Raw genomic sequence first — 19788 nt, forward strand, 5'->3', positions numbered from 1 at the left:
AAATGAACATTTTTTTGATTCGCTTACGAACTCGCGCTCGCGTAGCGGCGAAGCGAAAGCCGCCAGAGCCTCTCCGAAAACAGGAAACAGAGAACTCCCAGCGCCAGCAATCCCACCCACTCCGCGGGGTCGTTCAGCTTGTCGGTCAAGAGTTTGACCGGCACGTTCGACACCAGCAGCACAGGCAGAACGAATTTGAAGACGATGCGGAAAGCGCCCTGAAACGCCGATTCCGGCATCCGAGCAATGTGGAACAGGTTGTAGTAACCCCAGATGATGCCCTGCGCCTTGACGGTCCAAAAACTCACGCACGCCAAAGCGAACATGAGGCTGTAGTGGACCGAGATGCCGACCCCGATCAGCACGGCGAATCCCGCCCATTGCAAGGCGGTGGGATGGAGTTGGAGTTTCACCGCCGCGTAAGCCATCACCCCGAGCCCGATCAGGGCATTGAGGAATCCCCCCAAATCGACCTGCCTCAAGGACACGAGAAAGCGCGTGTTGGCCGGCAGCAGCAGCATGAAATCCAGGCGCCCGGTATGCACGAGTTCGGAGACATTGGCGCAATTGATCAGGAAGAACGCCTGGAACGTTTGTTGAATCACCTGGCTGGCTCCGATCAGCATGACGACCTGCCACTGATTCCAGCCCGCAATCTCCTTCGTGTGCAGAAACATCACGCCCATGAAACTGAGCTGAAGGACAAACCACACGGATTCCACCACAATCCAGAGCAGGAAGCTGGTTTTGAATCCCATCTCTCGCGCCACGGAGTTTCTCCACAGAGCACCGTAGAGCGAAAGGTAACGTCGCCACCAAGCAGGCGGCGCCGACCTTTCCATGCTGGATGGGGATGGGGTCATCGAAATTCCTCGAGGTTCATCCGCCCACCGCGGTGTAGTTTCGAATGCCTCTCGCCCAGACCCAGCGTGCCAGTCCCCAAGCCGCCAACACCCAGCCCGCTTGGGCCGCCAACCCCCTCCAGAGATCGAGTCCTTGCGTGTTTCCCAAAGCGATGCTGATCGGGAAGAAGAGTTGATAGTGAAAAGGAGTCCAAGCCGCGAGTTTCGCCACCGCCGGAGGGAGAATATCGAGCGGGAACAGATGTCCGCTCGCGAGATGTTCAATCGCGAAGACGATGAAGATGAAAGTGGAAACTTCGGCGACCCAAAACGCCAGGAACGCCACCGTGCAGGAAATGAAGAACTGCAACAGCGCCGCCATGGCCAGGGAAATCATCAGTGCCAGCCAGGTCTCGAGATCCGCCGGCAAAACCCAATATTCCCTCAAGTAGATGCCAAACCCCACAGCCGGGATCAAGGCCACCGAGGCATACACGAGCCTGCCCGAAAAAAAGAGGCACAACCGATAGGGCAGATACTCGATGGGCTTGATCAAAAACTGGCTGATGCGCCCGTCCTTGATGTCGGACGCCACCTGCCAGTCGTCCTCAGTCACCGACGTCAAGGCGTCCACAAAAGTCACATAGAGGTAGTAGGAGATCATCCCGGCCAGCGTGTAGGGACCGATCGGTGTGTCGGGTCCCTTGCCGGCATAGACCGCCTTCCACAGGCTGATGGTGGCCATCAGAGGGATCAGGCCGAAGCAGGCGCGAGCCAGAAAATTCACCCGGTAAGCGAGGGTGTTTTGAATCCCCACGCGGATGACCTGGAGATACTTGTTCCAAGGGCCTCGCATGATTCCGGCGGACGCGTAGGGTGGGATTCCCGGCCAATTCCTCGCTGAAGCGCCCTCTTTTCAACTCAGCGCCGATTCCTCTTCGACGCGGCCGGAAGCGGCAGCCTCGATAAAGGAGGCCGGGTTTTCATGGGCCTGGAAAAAGAAAGAATCATGGGTTGCGGGAATGATGCTCGCCCGGACGTTGTCATGCCTCCCCAATGGGGATCAAGTGCCGGTTGAGAGTCCAAGGGAGGCCCGGATCAGCTCCTCCGGCACCTCCTGTCCCCAGATCGCCTGGCCGAGCTTGGGCGACAAGACAAACCGTACGGAGCCCGCGGTCACCTTCTTGTCCAGCCGCATGGCCGCCGTCAACTCCTTGAATTGCCTCTCGGAAAGTCGCAGCGCCACGGGAAGTCCGGCCCGCTCGAAGAGATGCCGGATTCGGTCTGATTCCGAAGCCGTCAGTCCAGCCAGAGCCACCGACAGTTTGGCGGCTGCGACCTGGCCGATCGAAATGGCTTCGCCGTGCCGATACCGGCCATAGCCCACACTGGCTTCGATCCCGTGTCCGATGGTGTGGCCAAAATTCAAAATGGCCCGGCGTCCGGTTTCCTTCTCGTCCTCCAGGACAACCGCGGCTTTGATTTCGCAGCAACGTGCGACCACCGGCTCGAGTTCGTGGGGATCTTTTTCGAGCAGTTTCTCCATCGACTTTTCAAGACGGCGAAAAAGCCGGGCGTCGTCGATGATGCCGTATTTGATGACTTCGGCCAAGCCGGCCCGGTACTCGCGCGGGGGCAGGGTGGACAGTGTGTCCAGATCGCAAAGCACCAGTTTCGGCTGATGAAAAGCGCCGACCAGATTCTTGCCTGCCTTGAGATTGACCCCCACTTTGCCACCGACGGAACTGTCCACTTGCGCAAGCAAGGTGGTGGGGAGTTGGACGAACGGAATGCCCCGTAGATAACTCGCCGCGACGAATCCCGCCAAGTCGCCCACGACGCCGCCTCCCAGCGCGACGATGAATGACCGTCGCTCCAGGCGATGTGCGGCCAGGCGGTCGTAGCAGCGCGCCACGACTTCCAGATTTTTGGCGCGTTCGCCCGAAGGCACTCGAACCAGCACGGGCTCGAATCCCGCCGAACGGAGGGAATCCAGTGTGGCTTCCGCGTAGCGGGGCGCCACTTGTGTATCGGAGATCACGGCGCAACGCTGGCCGAGTTCCAATTGGGTGCACTCGCGTCCCAACGTAGGGAGGAGTCGGGTGCCCACATGAATGCGGTAGTTGCGGCCGGGCAATGGAACTTCAAGAACGCGCATGGTCGGCGACGATGGGGAGGGTTTCAGGACTCCGGCAGCTTGGCCAGTTCGTCCCGGATCAATTGGACCAGGGGACGCACGGCTTTGGAGGAGAAGTCGAAAGCGCAGCCGGCCGCGGCAAAAAGATCGGGCAGGGGACGGGATCCTCCGAGGGCCAGGGCGCGGCGGTATTGCGCCAGTGCCTCGGCGGGACGGAGCCGGGAGTTGGACCAGACCTGCAAGGCGCCCAATTGCGCGATGCCGTACTCGATGTAGTAGAAAGGGTGAATGAAGATGTGGAGCTGGCGGTGCCACAGCGCCGCGCGCTGGGTCTCGTATCCATGCCAATCCACGCTTCCGCCGAAACGCTCCATTAAATCGATCCAGGCGGACGCGCGTTCGGAGGGCGAGTGGTTTGGATGGGTGTAAATCCAGTGTTGGAAGGCATCGACGGCGGCGATCCAGGGGAAGATCGAGACGATGCCCTCGAGATGAGTACGGCGGGAGCGGGCGGCTTCGGGCGCGGTGTAAAACGCCTCGATGCGGTCCTGTCCCAGCAGTTCCATGCTCATGGAAGCCACTTCGCAGAACTCGATCGGCGCGCTGCGATAGGCGTGCAGGTGTTCGTCACGCGTGGCCAGCGTGTGGAACGCATGTCCCGCCTCGTGCAGCAGTGTTTCGACGTCACGTTGCACACCGATGGCGTTCATGAAAATGAACGGCAGCCGCGATTCGGACAGGGTGGATTGATAGCCGCCGGGTGCTTTCCCTTTGCGATTCGCCAGATCAAGCAGTTGCAAATCACGCATCTGCCTGAACCCGGCGCCCAGTTCGGAGTCCAGACCATCGAAAATGGCTTGGGATTTTGACGTCAATTCTTCCACCTGCTGGAAGGGTTTGAGCGGCGGGCGGTTCCAGGGATCCGCCGCCAGATCCCACGGACGCAATTGGACCAAGCCCATTTGCCGCTGCCGCTTTTGGTGCAGCTCGGCGAGCAACGGAATGAACTCCTCGGCGACGGTTTGATGGAAGCACTCGCAATCGGCCGGGGTATAATCGAAGCGTCCGCGTGCTCGGAACGCGTAGGAGCGATAGTCCGCGAATCCCGCGTGGCGGGCGATGCGGGAGCGTAAGCCGAGCAACTGATCGAACAGGGACTCGAATGTCGCGGCTTCCTGGAGGCGTCGCGCGGCGACCAACTCCCAGGCCTCCTGCCGGGTCGCGCGGTCGGGTTCCTCGAGATAACGCCCCATACGCACCAGAGTGTGTTCTTGGCCGCGAAATGAGACCGACAATCCGCCCGAAATCTTTTGGTATTGCTGGCAGAGCTTCGATTCCTCTGTTTCGAGCGGCACGTTTTCCGGGCGGAAGAGTTCGACTTGAACCCGGTTGCTTCGTTCGAACACCCGGTAACGATCCTGCGGCAGCACGTTTCGCAAGGGATGATCCAGGAACAATTGCGAAAGCGTGAACTGGCGTGGCTTCAACTCGGGTTCGATCTGTTCGACGAAATGAAGATACCCCTTTTCCGCCTCGGGATCGTCGGTGTGGCAGGTCATGGCGATGTACCGCTTCGAGCCCTCTTCATCCAGCGCCGCGGAAAGTTCCCCCCAATCGAGGATCCAACGTTCAAAGTCCGCTGCGTTTTGGCAGGAGGCGGCGCGCCGTTCCAAGGTGTCGAACCAGGGCGCGATTTCAGTCCAATGCCCAAGGTCTAGATCGGTCGGCAGGAAGCAGCGGGGGACGTGGGGCGGACTTGGAGCAAAAGGCAACGTGGCGCTCATCCGGGCGAGAATGGGGATGACCCGGGTCACTGCAAGCGCGAAATCGGCTCAGACCGCCTGACGGCGCATCCGCAAGTTGTCGAGGATGCGCGCGGCAGCGCCGTGAACGGCGCGGACCGGGGACGGAGCGCGGCGTTGACGCCGCATCAGGATGGGATCACGGTTTCGAGTCGGCCGCCGGCGCGGGCTGCAAGCTGCCAGGAATTTTGGCTCGGAAGAGACGGTTGCTGGCGCCCAAATCCTCGGGCAGGAAGTAGGCGAACTCGCCCTTGATGGAGAATCCTTCGCGTCCGAGCTCCAATTCCTGAACGGGACGCAAGGGGTGGGCCTGCTTTCGCGCCGTGGATTCCAGGAAATCTTCGAACACCATGAGCAAGCTTTTGGGTTCGAGCGCGGACGGATCGCCTCCTTTGCGCAATCCCACGGCGTGCAATCTGCCCCGCAGAAATTTCCAGTCCTGCACCGCCAAGCCGGCTTGGGACGGGGCGCTGGCGTCGAAGCCGAGTTCGAGCGGCGCCAAATCGGCCGCGGTCAGTATGCGCTGAAGCACACCTTGAAAATTCCACACGAAGACGCGTTGCGTATCCCAGCTCGCCCCGAGGAGGAGTTTTCGGGTTTCCAAGACCGCCAGCGCCCCAATGTGATCGTCCACCGGGAAAGTGACTTCCGGACGCGCGAAGCCATTCGTTCTCAGTGAGGCCACGCGATAGGCATGGATTTGCGAGGGGCCGGCGCGTGTGCTGGTCGAAAGCGGCACCCACAGAATGCCTCTCGAAATCTGGAATCCCCCGGGGTGATCCAGGATCTGTTCCCCCGTGGAAGCGGCCTTGCGCGTCAGATCCCAACTGTCCCAATCGGCGCGTCCCGGACCCGTCCGCAGGAGGAGGGCGCGGCGCGGTGTGACATCGTCGCGGCGGGCGGTGACGAAAAGGTGGGGTCCGGACCAGTCGATGCCTTGTGTGTGGGCGCGAGCGGGAACACCTCGAAGAGTCAGGGGGGGCAGTGGAGTGACGGCGGAATCCAGTGTTTGACCGCGCAAGCCTGCAGATTCGCTCAACCAGACCGCCAGGACTCCCAGTACGATCCGGGTGGAAATCGTTCGGAAAAATCCACGAAGACTCATGACAGGCTCTCCGAGGCTTGGTTGACGGCGACGACCGGAGCGCGGCGTTGACGCCGGTTCAGCACTGGGCGACGCCAGAACAACCGCTTGCTGGTGTGCTTGCCCACGACGAAGCAGCGTAAACGCCGCGTTCCGAGTTGGAAGATGTTGTTCCGCGGACCACGCCTCAAGGATACGTTTTCGTGCAACCAGGGCGCGGTTTGACCAGACGGGAAAATCTCAGTCGCGAAACAAGGATGAAGATTCCGGGCTAAGCGGACCCCAACTTGGATCGAACGGCTTTCAGGATGGCGTCCGGTTGCGGGAATTTTCCGGTTTGGAGTTTGGAATAGATGATTTCTCCGTTCACCGAGACTTCGAACGCTCCGCCACCTGAGGGGACGAGTTTGAGCGAGGCGATCTGTTGTTTGAATTTGAGCAGTTTTTCCGTCAGACCGACGGCATGAGGCTCGTAGTTTCAAGCCGTGCAATATTCGATTTGGATGTTCAGGCTCATGGCGTCGGAAAACATCTGCGAATCCGCGGCCATGATCAAGCCCATGAGAACCTAAATCCGCGCGTAAGAATTCCGACGGGGTCGGGAAAGGTGGTTCCCGCGGTTGAAAGATGCGCGGTTTTAGCCCGGATAATTCATACTGAGCTTGAATCCGCGACAGTGAGCCGCGTGAGGGCACGCGGCCTACAATCGCGCCTGCCTCTTTGTTTGTAGGCCCGGTGCCCTCACCGGGCGTCCCTTGCATGAAATATGCGGGTTAGTAATGCCCGCTGTCGTGGTCGTGATCGATGGAATGTCGATGATGCGAACCTGTCCATCGCACCTCCAAGAGTCGTGAAAACATGCGTTGCTGCGGCTGGCCTACCGACACATCCGCGCCCCGAACTTCAGTGTAAGAATCAGGAGTTTAGCGCCCGGGAGGCAATGCGGTTAATCCGGCGTACACGGCGTGCTTGCCCAGGGCTTGTTCGATGCGCAGGAGCTGGTTGTATTTCGCCACGCGATCCGTGCGGCTCAGAGAGCCCGTCTTGATCTGGCCGGCGTTGGTGGCGACGGCGATGTCCGAGATGGTGGCGTCCTCCGTTTCCCCGGAACGATGGCTGATCACCGCCCGGTAACGATTGGTCTGGGCGAGTTCCACCGCGTCCAGCGTCTCCGTGAGGGATCCAATCTGGTTGACTTTAACCAGGATGGCGTTGGCGGTTGCGGTATCGATGCCTTTGCGGAGGAATTTGACGTTCGTGACGAACAGGTCGTCTCCGACCAGTTGAACGTTCGATCCCAATTTATCGGTTAAAGTTTTCCAATTCTTCCAATCCCCCTCGGCGCAGCCGTCCTCGATGCTGACGATGGGATATTTCCCGCACAGTTCGACGTAGAAATCGACCAACTCGTCACCCGACAGTTTGCGTCCGCTGCTTTTCTTGAACGTGTAGGTGCCGTCCTTGTTGTAAAACTCGGAACTGGCCACGTCGAGGGCGAGGAAAATTTGTTTCCCGGCCTTGTATCCGGCGTCCTTGACCGCTTGGAGGATGGCTTCGATCGCGGCCTCGGCGCTTTCGAGTTTCGGGGCGAATCCGCCCTCGTCCCCGACGGCGGTGCTCAAGCCTCTCTTTTTCAAGACACTTTTGAGCGCATGGAAAATTTCGGTGATCGCCTGGAGCCCGTGGCTGAAGCTGCCGAAGCCGTGGGGCATGACCATGAACTCCTGAAAATCAATGGGGGCGTCCGAGTGTGCTCCGCCATTGATGACATTGGCCATGGGCACGGGAAGGACTTTTGCGTTCGGTCCGCCCAGGTATTTGTATAAAGGCTGCCCGCAAGCCTGGGCGGCGGCCTTCGCATTGGCGAGGGACACGGCCAGAATGGCGTTGGCGCCGAGCTTGGATTTCGTTTCGGTGCCATCCAATTCCAGCATGGTTCGATCGACGGCCAATTGGTCCATGGGATCCAGTCCGCGCAATGCGGGCAGGATGATCGCTTTGACATTGCGCACCGCTTTGGACACGCCTTTGCCGAGGTAACGTTTCTTGTCGCCGTCGCGCAATTCGATGGCTTCGTGTTCGCCGGTGCTGGCTCCCGAGGGCACGGCGGCTCGCCCGGAGACGCCGTTGCAGAGAACGACATCGACTTCGACGGTGGGATTGCCGCGGGAATCCAAGATTTCGCGGGCTTGTAGGTCCTGAATGGTGCTCATGGATGATCAAGGGGCCTTGCCCGGTGAGGGCTAAAGCGGCGCGCATGATAGAAACGAACCCTGGCCAGTCAAGCCGGGGTTCGAATTCCGATTTCCCGCCCGTGCATCCCGAAGTGGTCTGTCGTGTGGCGCAGGCGGCCCAGGCTGCCGTATTGCCGACTGCCCGTCGGCCTGGCGGGTGAAGAACGAGGCCCTTCCATGCTCTCCACGCGCCTAGTTCCCTTCGTCGCCCCGCAGGCTGGGCAGCCTGCGAAACAGAAGACAGGGCTGTCTGCGTGACCACGACAACCCGGTCACCGACAACCTCTGGAGGCACCGATTTGCCGCCCAGCTCGGAAATTTTATGCTAAGCTTGAATGCGCGACAGTGAGCCGCGTGAGGGCACGCGGCCTACAATCGCGCCTGCGTCTGTGTTTGTAGGCCCGGTGTTCTCACCGGGAGTCCCGTGCATGAAATATGCCGGCTAGACCGGAGATCTCATCCTTGTTTCGCGTCAGGGACCTTCCGGGCTAGCGAAACCGCGCCCTGGTTGCACGAAAAGGAGTCCTTGAGGCGTGGTCCGAGGAAGAACTTCTTCCAACAGTTTATGAAATGGGAATGGCATCCGTTTGTGGAACCCGGGGCGCGGAAGCCGGGTGCAGCACCAGGAAGAGTTCTCCGCCGGCTTGTTTCCGGCGCGAGACTTTGAATCGAGCCAGGCGTTGCAGTCCGCCAAGACCGATCCCATCGGCGAGGGTGGGAGCGGAACGTCCCCCCAAGATGAGTGGACAAAGAGTGAGGTGCATTTCATCCACCAGACCACCGCGAAACAAAGCCTCGTTGAGATGGCCTCCGCCTTCGCAGAGCAGCCGCCGCACCTTCCAGCGATCGTGGAGCCACGCGAACGCAGCGTTGAAGTCGATCTCCGATTCTCCGGAGGCGAACACATCATCAACCTTCGAACGCAAAGCTTCGAGATGCCTTTTGGAAGCTCGCCGGGTCGTGAGCAGCACCACGGGACCCAGAGATTTTGTGAAAAGGTGGGAATCGGGGTTCAAGGTGGCTCGACCACTGGCGATCACCCGGATCGGATGCGGACGGAGTCCTTGGGCGATTCGCCTGGCCACATGACGGTGGGTGCCTGCTCCCAGGGAGACGCGGTTGAGATCGACCGTGCGGGCGCCGCAAAGAATCGCGTCCACCCCGCCGCGCAAGGCGTAAAGATGGTTTTGATCCAGCGGGCTTCCGAAGGATGAGACGCGGCGATTGGCGGAGGCGATCTTGCCATCGGCCGTCATCGACATGTTGAGCAAGACGAAGGGACGCATTTCGCGCAATCAAGTTGCGGTTTCCACAGTCCGGAATATCCAAGTTGCGGAACAAGCACGAAATTTCCGGACGGTGAGGATTCTTGAGCCAGGGGGAGGGAAGTCATGGGGCCCTGATTTCCGGCCGCCATTTTTTCGTGGTGTCTTTGGACCAACTTCGGAGAATGCGGGCATGCGGACGGCGATCTATCCCGGCAGTTTCGATCCCTTCACCAACGGGCATCTGGATGTGGTGCAAAGGGCGGTGAAGCTCTTTGACCGTGTGATCGTGGCGGTGGCGGAGAACGAGTCCAAGTCGCCATTCTTTTCTCTGGCGGAGAGGCAAGCCTTGGTGAGTGCTTCTCTGGCCGGTTTGGATCGGGTGGAGGTGGACACTTTTACGGGACTCCTGGTTGATTACGCGCGGAAGCGGCAGAGCCGGGCGGTGATTCGGGGGTTGCGTGCGGTGTCCGACTTCGAGTTTGAGTTTCAATTGGCGTTGATGAATCGCAAGCTGGCGGAAGACATTGAGACGATTTTTATGATGCCGAAGGACACTTACACGTTTCTGAGTTCCAGGATGGTGAAGGAAATCGCCCGGTTGGGCGGCGACATCTCGGCGTTTGTGCCCGGGCCCGTGAGAACCGCGTTGAACAAAAAGCTGGGGCGAAAGGTCAGAAAGTCGTAGTGCATCCGGTCCGGACCCGCACGACAGCGCTGAGATCCGTCGCAGCAAGGCGGGGTCAGTGGTTGAGACTGCGCGGATCGCAACGTTGTCCGAAAACCGGTTCGAACGAGTGAACCTATGAAGACTTCTGCCAAGATTGAACTCAATGTCCGGCATCTGGAGAAGAAGCCGGTGCGGGTCGAGGGGGTATTGCCTGAGGAAGACGCGGAGATCGCGGGGTTGGACGAGTTGGTGCGACCGGTTTCGGGGATTGCCTACGATCTGACGGCGACGCGGCAGGGTGGGGAGATTCACGTGGAGGGAGGGTTGGGGGTGGAGTTGGAATGCGAATGCGCGAGGTGTTTGAAGCCCTTTCGACTGCGGATTGAAATTCAGCCGTGGGACGTGTTGTTACCCCTTGAGGGCGAGGAACAAGTGAGTGTTGTCAACGATTTGGTTGACTTAACCCCGTTCGTCCGGGAGGATGTCGTTCTTTCGTTTCCGCAACATCCGTTGTGTGACGACGGGTGTCGCGGCATGGCCAGCCCGCCGCAAGCCCGCTCCGATCAGGAGAAGGGTGATCGTCAGCCATCCGCTGACGGATCTGCTTGGGCTGCATTGGACAATTTAAAATTTTAGAGTGAATTATGGGTGTTCCCAAGCGCAAACCATCGCGCAGCCGGCAGCGAATGCGGCGTGCGTATAACAGCGTTCTTAAATTGCCGCAATTGACCACGTGTCCGCAGTGCGCGGCCCCGTACGTGCCTCACCGTGTTTGTCCCGCTTGCGGGTTTTACAAGGGGCGCCAAGTCATCACGGTCCAGGCGCTGGCTTAATTTTTCCCAGAGCGCGGAAGGTTTTCGCCCCTCCTGCGCTCTTTTTCTTTATGCGAATCGTGGTGGATGTCATGGGCGGCGACCATGGCCCGGGGGTGGTGGTGGGTGGCGTCGCCCAGGCCCTCGCGACGCTGCGTCACATCGACGGAGTTTACCTTGTGGGCCAGCGCGAGGCCATTGAGGCCGGGCTGCGTGACATCGGCTGCCGGGACTCGAGGGTCGAAATTGTGCATGCCAGCGAGGTCCTCAGCATGGAAGACAAGCCGGTGGTGGGGCTGCGCAAGAAAAAGGACTGCTCCATTCTGCGGGCGGTCGATCTCGTCAAAGAAGGCAAGGCGGAAGCCCTTGTTTCTCCAGGCAACACGGGGGGGGTGGTGGCCGCGTCCACCATTCGGATGCGTCCGCTGGAGGGGGTGGATCGTCCCGGGATTGCCGTGGTGATGCCCGCTCCGGAGAACGAGTTCGTGCTTCTGGACGCCGGGGCCAACGTCGAATGCCGTCCGATTCACCTCGCCCAGTACGCCATCATGGGAAGCCTTTATTCGGAGCGGGTCCTGGGGTATCAACGTCCGCGCGTGGGCATTTTGAGCAACGGGACGGAGGACATCAAAGGGAACGAGCTGACCTTGGGTGCTTTTCGTCTGTGCCGGAAGCTCGATTTGAATTTCATTGGCAATGTCGAGGGGCACGACCTTTTTTCGAACCGCGTGGATGTGGTGGTGTGTGATGGGTTTGTGGGGAACGTGGTGCTCAAGACCTGCGAGAGCCTGGCCAAGGGAGTGTTCCAGTGGCTCAAGCGCGAATTGACGGCCACGCCGGTTCGCAAGGCCGGGGCTTGGCTGGCCCGGGGCGCTTTTCGATCTTTGAAGACGCGATTGGATGCCGACGCGCGGGGGGGGGCGCCGTTGTTGGGATTAAACGGGGCCGTGACCATCGCTCACGGCTCGGCGCGGGAGCGCGCGATTTGCAACGCGGTTCGCATCACGACGGAAGCCGTCCAGCACGAATTGAACCGCCACATTTGCGATGCGGTGGCGCGAGCCGCGAAGGCTTTGGAATCCGAACCCGCCGGTTCCCCGGTCCCATGAGCACCTCATCCAAACGCATTCAACATCCGCGATCCGTCCACGACTTCAAAGGGCGGACATGTTCCATCACCGCCGTGGGGTCGTATGTTCCGTCGAAGATCCTGACCAACGCCGACCTGGAGAAACTGGTTGATACGTCGGATGAATGGATCCAAACCCGCACGGGTATTCGGGAGCGGCGGATCGCGGCTCCCGGCGAGTTGACCTCCGACATGGCGTCCGCCGCGGCCCGGAAAGCCATGGAGCGGGCGGGCGTGACCGCGGATCAGATCGAGTTGATCATCGTGGCGACGATCACTCCCGACATGCCCTTTCCCTGCACGGCCTGCCTGGTGCAGCAAAAAATCGGGGCCAAACGCGCCGCCGCCTTCGACATCGAGGCCGCTTGTTCCGGATTCGTGTGCGCGCTCGAGATTGGACAACAGTTCATCATGTCGAGGACCTACGACACCGTGCTGGTGATTGGGGCCGAAAAGCTTTCCTCGATCGTGGACTGGACCGATCGCAACACCTGTGTGCTGTTCGGGGACGGCGCGGGAGCGGCGGTATTGCAGAATCGCAGCGACTCGCATGGTTTGCTGGCGACCACGATGGGAGCGGACGGAGCGAAAGGAGATTTGCTCTGCATGCCTGGCGGAGGCTCGAAGCATCCGGCCACCGCGGAGACCGTGGCCTCGCGCTTGCATTATCTGCGCATGGACGGGAAGGAGACGTTCAAACACGCGGTCAATGCGATGAACACCGCCGCGAAGGAAGTCTTGTCCAAATGCGGCCTCCACATGAGCGACATCAAGTGTGTCATTCCGCACCAGGCGAATCAGAGGATCTTGAGCGCGGTGGCCGATCGTTTGGGTGCCCTGGAGGATCAGGTGTTCATGAACCTGCAATCGTACGGAAACACCTCGGCGGCGTCGGTGGCGATCGCGCTGGACGAGGTCGTGACCCGCGGACGCATCCAGCGGGGAGACTTGCTCTTGCTGCTGGTATTTGGGGCTGGATTCACCTGGGGCGCGGCCGTGATCGAGTGGTAGGAACTGGCGCGACCCCTCACGGCGCCTCGCGTGTGGCGCAGGCTGCCCAGCCTGCCGTATCGCCGACGGCCCGTCGGCCCGGCGGGTGAAGAAAGAGGTCCTTCCATGATCTCCACGCGCCGGGTTCCCTTCATCGCCCCGCAGGCTGGGCAGCCTGCGAAACAGCAGACAGGGCTGTCTGCGTCACCAAGACAACCCGGTCACCGAAAATCTCTGGATGCACCGGACATTCCCGGCCGTTCATTTGAGGCTGGACAGGAATTCCACGAGGTCCCGCAGTTCTCGTTTGGTGAGGACTTTGGCGATGTCGGGCAGCATGCCCGAAGATCCTTTTTCGCGTCCGGTAAGATCGGATTTCTTGAGGGTGACCAACCCGTCCTCCGGTGAGTTGATTTCCAGTTCTTCGGGCGTTTCCCGTTTGAGCACGCCGGCGTAGGAAGATCCGTTCTTGAGGCTGACGATCACGTTCTCGTATCCCTCGGCGATGACCTTGTTGGGAAGGACGATGGATTCGAGCAGGTACTCGCGTCCGAAGCGTCCGCCGATGCCGTCGAGGGCTGGGGCCGCGTCTCCTCCGACGCCCGCCAGTTTGTGGCAGCGAACGCATGAAGCGGCCTCGCTTTCCTTGAAAACGCGCATGCCATGGACTTTGTTGCCGCCGTGCAATGCCACACGGTAGTCCCCGAGTTCATCTGCTTGGGCAAAACTCCCTTTGTATTGGGCGAGCATTTCGGCGGTGGCGGGCGAAGACATTCTCGCTTCTGCAGCTTCCAGGATTTCGACGGCGAGCGCGGCATCGACCTGCTTCTCGATCAATTGTTGCAGCAAGGCCAGGAGCGCCTGGTCGGACTCCGCCCCAGGGATGGCGCCCAGAGCGGTGATGGCGGCCTGTTTCTCGGCCAGGGCGCCTCGTTGGATCATGGAGAGCAATTCGGGGAGGGCTGCGGGACCCGTGCGCGAGATCAGGCGCGTGGCTTCCAATCGAACCCGTTCGTCTGAATCCTTCAATGCGCCGGCCAGCACGGACCCGGCGTCTGGAGTTTTGAGGGCGGCCAATCCACGCAAGGCGGCGACCCGCATCGTGTGGTCTCGATTTGGATCGACGGCGACTTCTCGAAGCGTGTCCTTCACACTCGAAATGCCCAACTGGCCCGCGGTTTCCATGGCGGCGATGCGAACGGACATGGAGGCCCGCTGGATGAGGTCCAGGGCGTGGGGAGCGAGAGCGTCGGCGGCGACTTGAGCGGAGCGTGGAGCGAGAGGTCTCCAGAGTCCATGCACGGGATCCCGTTGGGGCGGCTTGGACCAGAGGGCCAGCATTTCCAAAGCTTCGGTTCGCCAGGAATCCGCGTGGGCGGAAGCCGCGGCAAATTGGGCGAGGGCTTGGGCATGAGAAGGGCCGCCCAGTTGGAAGTTCGCAGCGAGGACGCGGCGGACAAGCGGAGCGGAATCGAGGCGCCTCGAGATCAGATCGGCCAAACGCGTTGCGAGCTCGGGCATGGGCGTGTCGTGGATGGCGCGGGCGGCTTCTAAAACCAGTTTGGGTGAAGCGTCGCGGAGGAATTCGGCCAGTTCCGGCATGCGCAGCCGGCGCATGGCCAGGAGCGCCCCCATGCGCACGGAGATGGAGGCATGCCGAGCGGCGGCTCGTAATGCTTCCCGATCTTGAATTCCTGCCAAGCCCATGACCGCCGCATGGCGAAGGTAAGGGTCTGCATCTCGGTTCGATTCCAGCATGGCAAGCAAGGGGGGCACGGCGGCCGCGTTTCCAACGTTTCCGAGGGCATGGGCTGCCTGCCTGCGCGCATGAGCGCTGGCATCCTGCAATTGCCGGATGAGAAGAGTGGACACTTCGCCTGGGTTTTCGAGTGCCACGGTGGAGGCGGCGATGTCTCCAAGCGCTTGCGCGGCTTGAGCTCGAATCCATTCATCCCGGTCCTGGAGAGCCGCACGTATCGTCTTCTGAACGGGGAGCCCTCGCCGCGCGGTTTGGCCCAGAGCCCAGAGCGCGTGCAAGCGGGCGAATGGATCAGCCGATTCCAAGGCCATGCGTTCCAGGGCTGCGCGAGCCTCGGGTCCTGTTCTCGATGGTCCTTTGATGGGCGCAAGCCGGTCCGCCCATTCGAACTGAGCGGCCTGCCGAATTCGATAGTCGGGGTGGGCCAGTAATTCGCCGAGACGCGCCCAATCCAGGTCGGCCACACCTTGGTTCAGCCGTTGGCGGGTTTCCGCGACCCAGCGGTTGGTGGACTGGCGGGGGTCCTGGATCCGATAGACACGGCCTTTGGCGGTCATTTCCCAGCCTTCGAGCCAATCCGAGAGGTAGAGGGCGCTGTCGGGGCCGAAGCATACGTCTGTGACCAGGACACCCCAGATCGGGCGTTGGTGATCCGTCAATTCGAAGCTCGCGCCCCTCGATTTCAGTTGGAAGGAATGAACGCCGCTGTTGGCTGACGCCCCGCGGAAGTCGGCGAGATAAAAGCGCCCGGTCTCGGACGGTCCCAAGCCGGTTCCGGGATTGAAGGCGAAGCCGGACGGTCCGCTGGTGATGTTGGTGATGGGGGGGAGGATATAGGCGGGCTGGCTGGCATTTTGAGGCTGCCACATGCGTTCGCTGTTCCAGGGCCCGCGGGCATTGGGACGCTCCAGGAATTGCCATCCGATGCGCCACCCGCTGTCGCCCCCGGAAACGAGATGGACAATGCGCGCCTCGTCTCCGCCGTCCGAGTTGTTGTCGCCCGTGAACAAGTTGCCGTGCTCGTCGAAGGCCAGTTCCTGTGGGTTGCGCAATCCGGAGTGGAAGACTTCGAGATGCGACCCATCCGGTTCGCAACGAAACACCGCGCCGGTATCGGGCAACTCGATGGGTTTTCCTTGCGCCGGGCGAATGCTCGATCCCCGGTCGCCGATGCTGAAGTAGAGACGTCCGTCCGGGCCAAAAATGAGCCCGTGCAGGTCGTGGCCCAGAAAGCCGGTGCGCACTCCGAAGCCATGGTGCAGCGATTCGCGTCGGTCGGACACGCCGTCCCCGTTTGAATCCTCCAGGAGCCAGAGGTGAGGGATGTTGGCGAACCATACGCGCGGGCCGCGTGAAATCACGCCGGACGCGATGCCATCAGCGAGAGTGTTGAAATGGGTGGCGAAGACGGTGCTGCGGTCGGCGCGTCCGTCCCCGTTGGTGTCCACCACCAGGCGCAAGGCCTCGCTGTTCTTCTCCATGCTGGCCGCCTCGCTTCCCTTCCATTTGCGAAAGTAAGCGACGCGTTCCTCGACGGTCCGCAGTGCCAGGTCTTCGACGAGGAGGATTTCGTCCAGGTTTTCCAGCGTGGACGGCGGCAGTTTTTGCAGGACTTCCTGCGAGGGCCATCCGCGTCGGCCGCGGATATCCGGCACACCGCGGAGCAAGCGGTGGGTTTCGACGACAAAGCAGCGGCCCTGGTCGTCGAGATGAATGGCCACGGGGTTGGCGAGAAGGGGTTCGGCGGCGAAGAGTTCGGCCTTGAGGCCGGGCGCGAGTTGAAAGCGTTTGATGGCGAGATCGGCCGGGGAAGTATGGACGGTGGAGGCATTCTCCAATCGGTGTTGGGCGACGACCAGGAGCGGAATCCAGGACCAGGCGAGGAGGGCAGCGATGCGCGCGAGCATGACCTAAGTTTGCGGAGAGTTCGTGCGTTGGCAAGGGGCGGGTGGCCGCTGGCGATTTCAAGATTGCGCCCCGGCGCGGGGTTGCCTTTGCTACGGCATGCCTGCGAATCGATTCCGAACCTGGCCTCGCCGCCGTTTTCTTCAAACCGCGTGGATGGCTGCCGCCGCGGGTGCCTGGGCCGCGCCGGCTCCAGTTGCCGGCGGCAAGCGTTTGCGGGCCGCGGTGATCGGGCACACGGGACGGGGGAATTACGGCCATGGTTTGGACGAAGTGTTCATGGATCATCCGGCGGTCGAGTTCGTGGCGATTGCGGATGCGGACCCGGCTGGGCTCGAGAAGGCCGCCGCCAAGACCAGGGCGCCCGGACGGTACTTGGACTTTCGGGAAATGCTGAGGCGGGAGAAACCCGAGTTGGTGTCCATCGCTCCACGCCATACGGATCAGCGTTACGCCATGGCGATGGCGGCGCTGCAGGCCGGGGCTCACCTTTATTGCGAAAAGCCGTTTACCACCACCCTGGCGGAAGCCGATGAATTACTGGCGCTGGCCGGGCGGAGCGAGCTCCGGATCGCGGTTGCGCATCAAATGTCCCTGGCACCGCAGGTGCTGAACCTGCTGAGCAGGTTGAGGGAGGGTTTGGTTGGGGAGGTGGTGGCCCTGGAGGCCCACGGGAAGCAGGATGCGCGAGCCGGGGGGGAGGATATGATCGTGCTGGGAACTCATCTGTTCGACCTGATGCGGCACGTGACCGGAGACGCCACGAGCTGTCAGGCATGGATTCGGGAGAAGGGCCAGACGGCGGAGAAGGCCATGGCGCGGAAAGCGACCGAGGCCATTGGCCCCGTGTTGGGGGATGAAGTGGAAGCCCGATTCGAGTTTGCCGGAGGCGTCACGGGGCGTTTTATTAGCCGGGCGAAGCTAAAAGATTCTCTCGGCCCCTGGGGATTGAAGATTCTCGGCACCCGCGGGGCCGTGTGGGTGCTGATGGATATCTTTCCGAAGGTGCTGTGGCGCTCGAGCATGGAGCAGGGTGCCCGGGATCGGCGCGAGCTTTGGGTTCCTTTGCCGGGGGATCCATCGGCATCCCTGGCCGAGTCCGAACGGGGATTTCCGGCGGCCAACCGAAGGGTGGTGGACGATTGGCTGGCGGCGATTCGAGAGCGTCGGGAGCCGCGATGCAGCGGTCACCATGCGATGAAAGCGGTGGAAATGGCCATGGCCGCCTACGAATCGGCCTTGAGCGGGAAGCCTTGCCGTATTCCCATGTCACGGCGCGAGCATCCGTTGGTTTGAATTGAGCCGGCTTTGAACAAGCCAGGGAGACCTGGCGAGCCCCCCTTTTCTGGGCGTGACGCCGGCCTCCGTGTTTTCGAGGAAGAGTGGGATGACGATGGGAGGGGAGGAGGCTGCACGCGCGTGCCAGCACCGGGAAGCGGCGTTCACGCCGCTTCAGGGCATGTTTTCAAAGGGGCATGGCGAGTTCAACGGGCAAGGGTTCTGCCAGGGCGAAGGCATCTACTCAGGGCGGGCCATGGAGCGGGAGGAGATCGCCGCGGCCGATGGGCGCGAGCGGAAGCGCCGTGAACGGAGCGCCCGACAACCTCTGGATGCGTGCGCTGGGTTTGGGGCCGGACCGAGAAGAGTTGCCACCGGCGGGAACCAGCAGATAACGTTCCGGCCTGTTTTTTCATGCCGAGTGTTTATATCAAGACCTACGGCTGCCAGATGAACGAGCGCGACTCCGAGGCGGTGGCGGCGCAACTGGCGGCGCGCGGCTTTTCCATCGTGGCCTCCGAACACGGGGCGGACGTGGTTTTGTTGAACACGTGCAGCGTGCGTGACGCGGCGGAGCAGAAGGCCTTGGGGAAGATGGCGGCGGTGGCAGGCCAGGCCCGCAAGCAGGGGCATCCGCAAGTCCTGGGTTACTTGGGTTGCATGGCTCAAAGCCGGGGAGCGGAACTGCTGTCTTCGCAAGTGCAATTGGTTGTCGGCACCCAGAAATTTCATCGGACGGGGGAGTATTTGGAGGCTTTGCTGCGAAATCAGAGGGCCTCGATTGTGGATGTCGAGCCGGAGCAAGGCAGTGAGTCCGCCATTCGTGAGCATCTCCCGGCGGCGAAGGGAGCGGCCGGCGTGACGGCTTTCGTGAGCATCATGCAGGGGTGCAATCAGCACTGCTCGTTTTGCATCGTGCCGCAGACTCGGGGCGAAGAGCGCAGCCGTCCGATGGGTGAAATTGTGGAGGAATGCCGGGACTTGGCGGCCAAGGGCATCCGGGAGATCACCTTGCTGGGTCAGATCGTGACCAGTTACGGGCGGCGAACGATTCCGGTGCGCGACGGCCGGTCTGGCTTCGTTCAGTTGCTGGACGCGGTTCATGAAGTCGAGGGCATCGAGCGGATTCGCTTCACGTCACCCCATCCCAAGGGTTATGGCGGGGATTTGGTGGAAGCCTACGCCCGGCTGGCCAAACTTTGCCCGAGCGCACACATCCCCGCGCAAAGTGGCAGCGACCGCGTGCTCAAGGCGATGCGCCGGGGATACACCCGTGAGCGCTTTCTCGAGTTGGTTGGCCAACTTCGCAGTGTGTCGCCCGGGTTGGGCCTCACGACGGATTTGATCGTGGGATTTCCGGGAGAGACGGAGGAAGATTTTGAGGCGACGATGGACTTGGCGCGCGCGGCGAGATTTACGAACGCGTTCATTTTTAAGTATTCCCCGAGACGCGACACGCCCGCGGCGACGATGCCGGATCAGGTGCCCTTGGAGGTGCGGGAAAGCCGTCATCGGCAGTTGCTCGATCTCGTGACGCGCCTGGGCATGGAACAGTATGAAGCGCAAGTGGGGCGGGTGGTGCGGATTTTGGTCGAAGGACCGAGCCGGCGGAATTCGTCCCGGCTTGAAGGCCGCACCGGCTCGAACATGATCGTTGTCTTCGAAGGGGCCGAGAGGCATTTGGGGCAGATCCTCGACGTTCGCGTCACGCGGGCGGGCTCCTTTACCCTCTACGGGGATCCTGCCATTGTGAATCTGGATTGAGGCCTTGATGAAACGACCGTGTATCCCGATGTTGTTGGTAGGGCGGGCCTGTCCCAGCCCGCCGCCCACGGGATGCAAAACATCATGCTCCGGCGGCGCGCCGGGACGGACGCGCCC

16 protein-coding genes are annotated in these 19788 nt (G+C 61.4%); 7 read left to right on the top strand and 9 right to left on the bottom strand.

From position 1 onward, the window contains the following. Positions 1 to 23: 23 nt before the first annotated feature. The 8 genes from FJ404_02895 to FJ404_02930 form a co-directional block, all read right to left on the bottom strand. Positions 24 to 842, bottom strand: a complete 819-nt coding sequence (locus FJ404_02895) for a hypothetical protein (GenBank protein MBM3821832.1) — start codon at positions 840 to 842, stop codon at positions 24 to 26. 37 nt (positions 843 to 879) lie between these two features. Continuing rightward, a complete protein-coding gene (locus FJ404_02900; GenBank protein ID MBM3821833.1) occupies positions 880 to 1698 on the bottom strand; it encodes a hypothetical protein in 819 nt (272 codons plus the stop codon). Positions 1699 to 1905: 207 nt separating this feature from the next. Next, entirely contained in the window at positions 1906 to 3000 is a 1095-nt protein-coding gene (locus FJ404_02905) for a 3-dehydroquinate synthase (GenBank protein ID MBM3821834.1), read from the bottom strand. Between the two features lie 23 nt (positions 3001 to 3023). Continuing rightward, positions 3024 to 4763, bottom strand: a complete 1740-nt coding sequence (locus FJ404_02910) for a M3 family oligoendopeptidase (protein MBM3821835.1) — start codon at positions 4761 to 4763, stop codon at positions 3024 to 3026. 157 nt (positions 4764 to 4920) lie between these two features. Continuing rightward, positions 4921 to 5886 (bottom strand): hypothetical protein, encoded by a 966-nt coding sequence (locus FJ404_02915; protein ID MBM3821836.1) that lies wholly within the window; start codon positions 5884 to 5886, stop codon positions 4921 to 4923. 250 nt (positions 5887 to 6136) lie between these two features. After that, positions 6137 to 6319, bottom strand: coding sequence for a SelT/SelW/SelH family protein (locus FJ404_02920; GenBank protein MBM3821837.1), 183 nt, complete (start codon positions 6317 to 6319; stop codon positions 6137 to 6139). A gap of 469 nt (positions 6320 to 6788) precedes the next feature. Continuing rightward, entirely contained in the window at positions 6789 to 8078 is a 1290-nt protein-coding gene (locus tag FJ404_02925) for a phosphopyruvate hydratase (protein MBM3821838.1), read from the bottom strand. A 584-nt stretch (positions 8079 to 8662) separates the two neighbouring features. Continuing rightward, positions 8663 to 9385, bottom strand: a complete 723-nt coding sequence (locus FJ404_02930) for a hypothetical protein (GenBank protein MBM3821839.1) — start codon at positions 9383 to 9385, stop codon at positions 8663 to 8665. Between the two features lie 172 nt (positions 9386 to 9557). Between FJ404_02930 and coaD the strand changes: the two genes are divergently transcribed. From coaD to FJ404_02955, 5 genes are all read left to right on the top strand, one after another. Then, positions 9558 to 10052, top strand: coding sequence for a pantetheine-phosphate adenylyltransferase (coaD, locus tag FJ404_02935; GenBank protein ID MBM3821840.1), 495 nt, complete (start codon positions 9558 to 9560; stop codon positions 10050 to 10052). A 117-nt stretch (positions 10053 to 10169) separates the two neighbouring features. Continuing rightward, on the top strand, positions 10170 to 10670 hold the full coding sequence (locus FJ404_02940) for a DUF177 domain-containing protein (GenBank protein ID MBM3821841.1): 501 nt from the start codon (positions 10170 to 10172) through the stop codon (positions 10668 to 10670). 8 nt (positions 10671 to 10678) lie between these two features. Then, a complete protein-coding gene (locus tag FJ404_02945; protein MBM3821842.1) occupies positions 10679 to 10867 on the top strand; it encodes a 50S ribosomal protein L32 in 189 nt (62 codons plus the stop codon). Between the two features lie 50 nt (positions 10868 to 10917). After that, positions 10918 to 11955 (top strand): phosphate acyltransferase PlsX, encoded by a 1038-nt coding sequence (plsX, locus tag FJ404_02950; protein ID MBM3821843.1) that lies wholly within the window; start codon positions 10918 to 10920, stop codon positions 11953 to 11955. Continuing rightward, positions 11952 to 12986, top strand: a complete 1035-nt coding sequence (locus FJ404_02955; GenBank protein MBM3821844.1) for a ketoacyl-ACP synthase III — start codon at positions 11952 to 11954, stop codon at positions 12984 to 12986. Before plsX ends, FJ404_02955 begins: the two co-directional genes overlap by 4 nt. Positions 12987 to 13226: 240 nt before the next feature. Here the strand turns inward: FJ404_02955 and FJ404_02960 are convergent, their stop codons facing one another. After that, positions 13227 to 16631, bottom strand: coding sequence for a heme-binding protein (locus FJ404_02960; GenBank protein MBM3821845.1), 3405 nt, complete (start codon positions 16629 to 16631; stop codon positions 13227 to 13229). A 97-nt stretch (positions 16632 to 16728) separates the two neighbouring features. Here FJ404_02960 and FJ404_02965 point away from each other — a divergent pair, with 97 nt between their 5' ends. After that, the gene (locus FJ404_02965) at positions 16729 to 17925 is read left to right on the top strand and encodes a Gfo/Idh/MocA family oxidoreductase (protein ID MBM3821846.1); all 1197 of its coding nucleotides are present in this window, start codon (positions 16729 to 16731) and stop codon (positions 17923 to 17925) included. A gap of 396 nt (positions 17926 to 18321) precedes the next feature. Beyond that, positions 18322 to 19671 (top strand): tRNA (N6-isopentenyl adenosine(37)-C2)-methylthiotransferase MiaB, encoded by a 1350-nt coding sequence (gene miaB / locus FJ404_02970; protein ID MBM3821847.1) that lies wholly within the window; start codon positions 18322 to 18324, stop codon positions 19669 to 19671. Positions 19672 to 19788: the final 117 nt, after the last annotated feature.

This window comes from Verrucomicrobiota bacterium (assembly GCA_016871495.1).
In the GTDB taxonomy this organism is placed as follows: Bacteria; Verrucomicrobiota; Verrucomicrobiia; order Limisphaerales; family VHDF01; genus VHDF01.

Excerpts from the sequence above, each read along its gene's own strand:
- FJ404_02895 (MBM3821832.1), bottom strand. The coding sequence starts at position 842 with ATGGAAAGGTCGGCGCCGCCTGCTTGGTGGCGACGTTACCTTTCGCTC.
- FJ404_02900 (MBM3821833.1), bottom strand. The coding sequence starts at position 1,698 with ATGCGAGGCCCTTGGAACAAGTATCTCCAGGTCATCCGCGTGGGGATT.
- FJ404_02905 (MBM3821834.1), bottom strand. The coding sequence starts at position 3,000 with ATGCGCGTTCTTGAAGTTCCATTGCCCGGCCGCAACTACCGCATTCAT.
- FJ404_02910 (MBM3821835.1), bottom strand. The coding sequence starts at position 4,763 with ATGAGCGCCACGTTGCCTTTTGCTCCAAGTCCGCCCCACGTCCCCCGC.
- FJ404_02915 (MBM3821836.1), bottom strand. The coding sequence starts at position 5,886 with ATGAGTCTTCGTGGATTTTTCCGAACGATTTCCACCCGGATCGTACTG.
- FJ404_02925 (MBM3821838.1), bottom strand. The coding sequence starts at position 8,078 with ATGAGCACCATTCAGGACCTACAAGCCCGCGAAATCTTGGATTCCCGC.
- FJ404_02930 (MBM3821839.1), bottom strand. The coding sequence starts at position 9,385 with ATGCGTCCCTTCGTCTTGCTCAACATGTCGATGACGGCCGATGGCAAG.
- coaD (MBM3821840.1), top strand. The coding sequence starts at position 9,558 with ATGCGGACGGCGATCTATCCCGGCAGTTTCGATCCCTTCACCAACGGG.
- FJ404_02940 (MBM3821841.1), top strand. The coding sequence starts at position 10,170 with ATGAAGACTTCTGCCAAGATTGAACTCAATGTCCGGCATCTGGAGAAG.
- FJ404_02945 (MBM3821842.1), top strand. The coding sequence starts at position 10,679 with ATGGGTGTTCCCAAGCGCAAACCATCGCGCAGCCGGCAGCGAATGCGG.
- plsX (MBM3821843.1), top strand. The coding sequence starts at position 10,918 with ATGCGAATCGTGGTGGATGTCATGGGCGGCGACCATGGCCCGGGGGTG.
- FJ404_02955 (MBM3821844.1), top strand. The coding sequence starts at position 11,952 with ATGAGCACCTCATCCAAACGCATTCAACATCCGCGATCCGTCCACGAC.
- FJ404_02960 (MBM3821845.1), bottom strand. The coding sequence starts at position 16,631 with ATGCTCGCGCGCATCGCTGCCCTCCTCGCCTGGTCCTGGATTCCGCTC.
- FJ404_02965 (MBM3821846.1), top strand. The coding sequence starts at position 16,729 with ATGCCTGCGAATCGATTCCGAACCTGGCCTCGCCGCCGTTTTCTTCAA.
- miaB (MBM3821847.1), top strand. The coding sequence starts at position 18,322 with ATGCCGAGTGTTTATATCAAGACCTACGGCTGCCAGATGAACGAGCGC.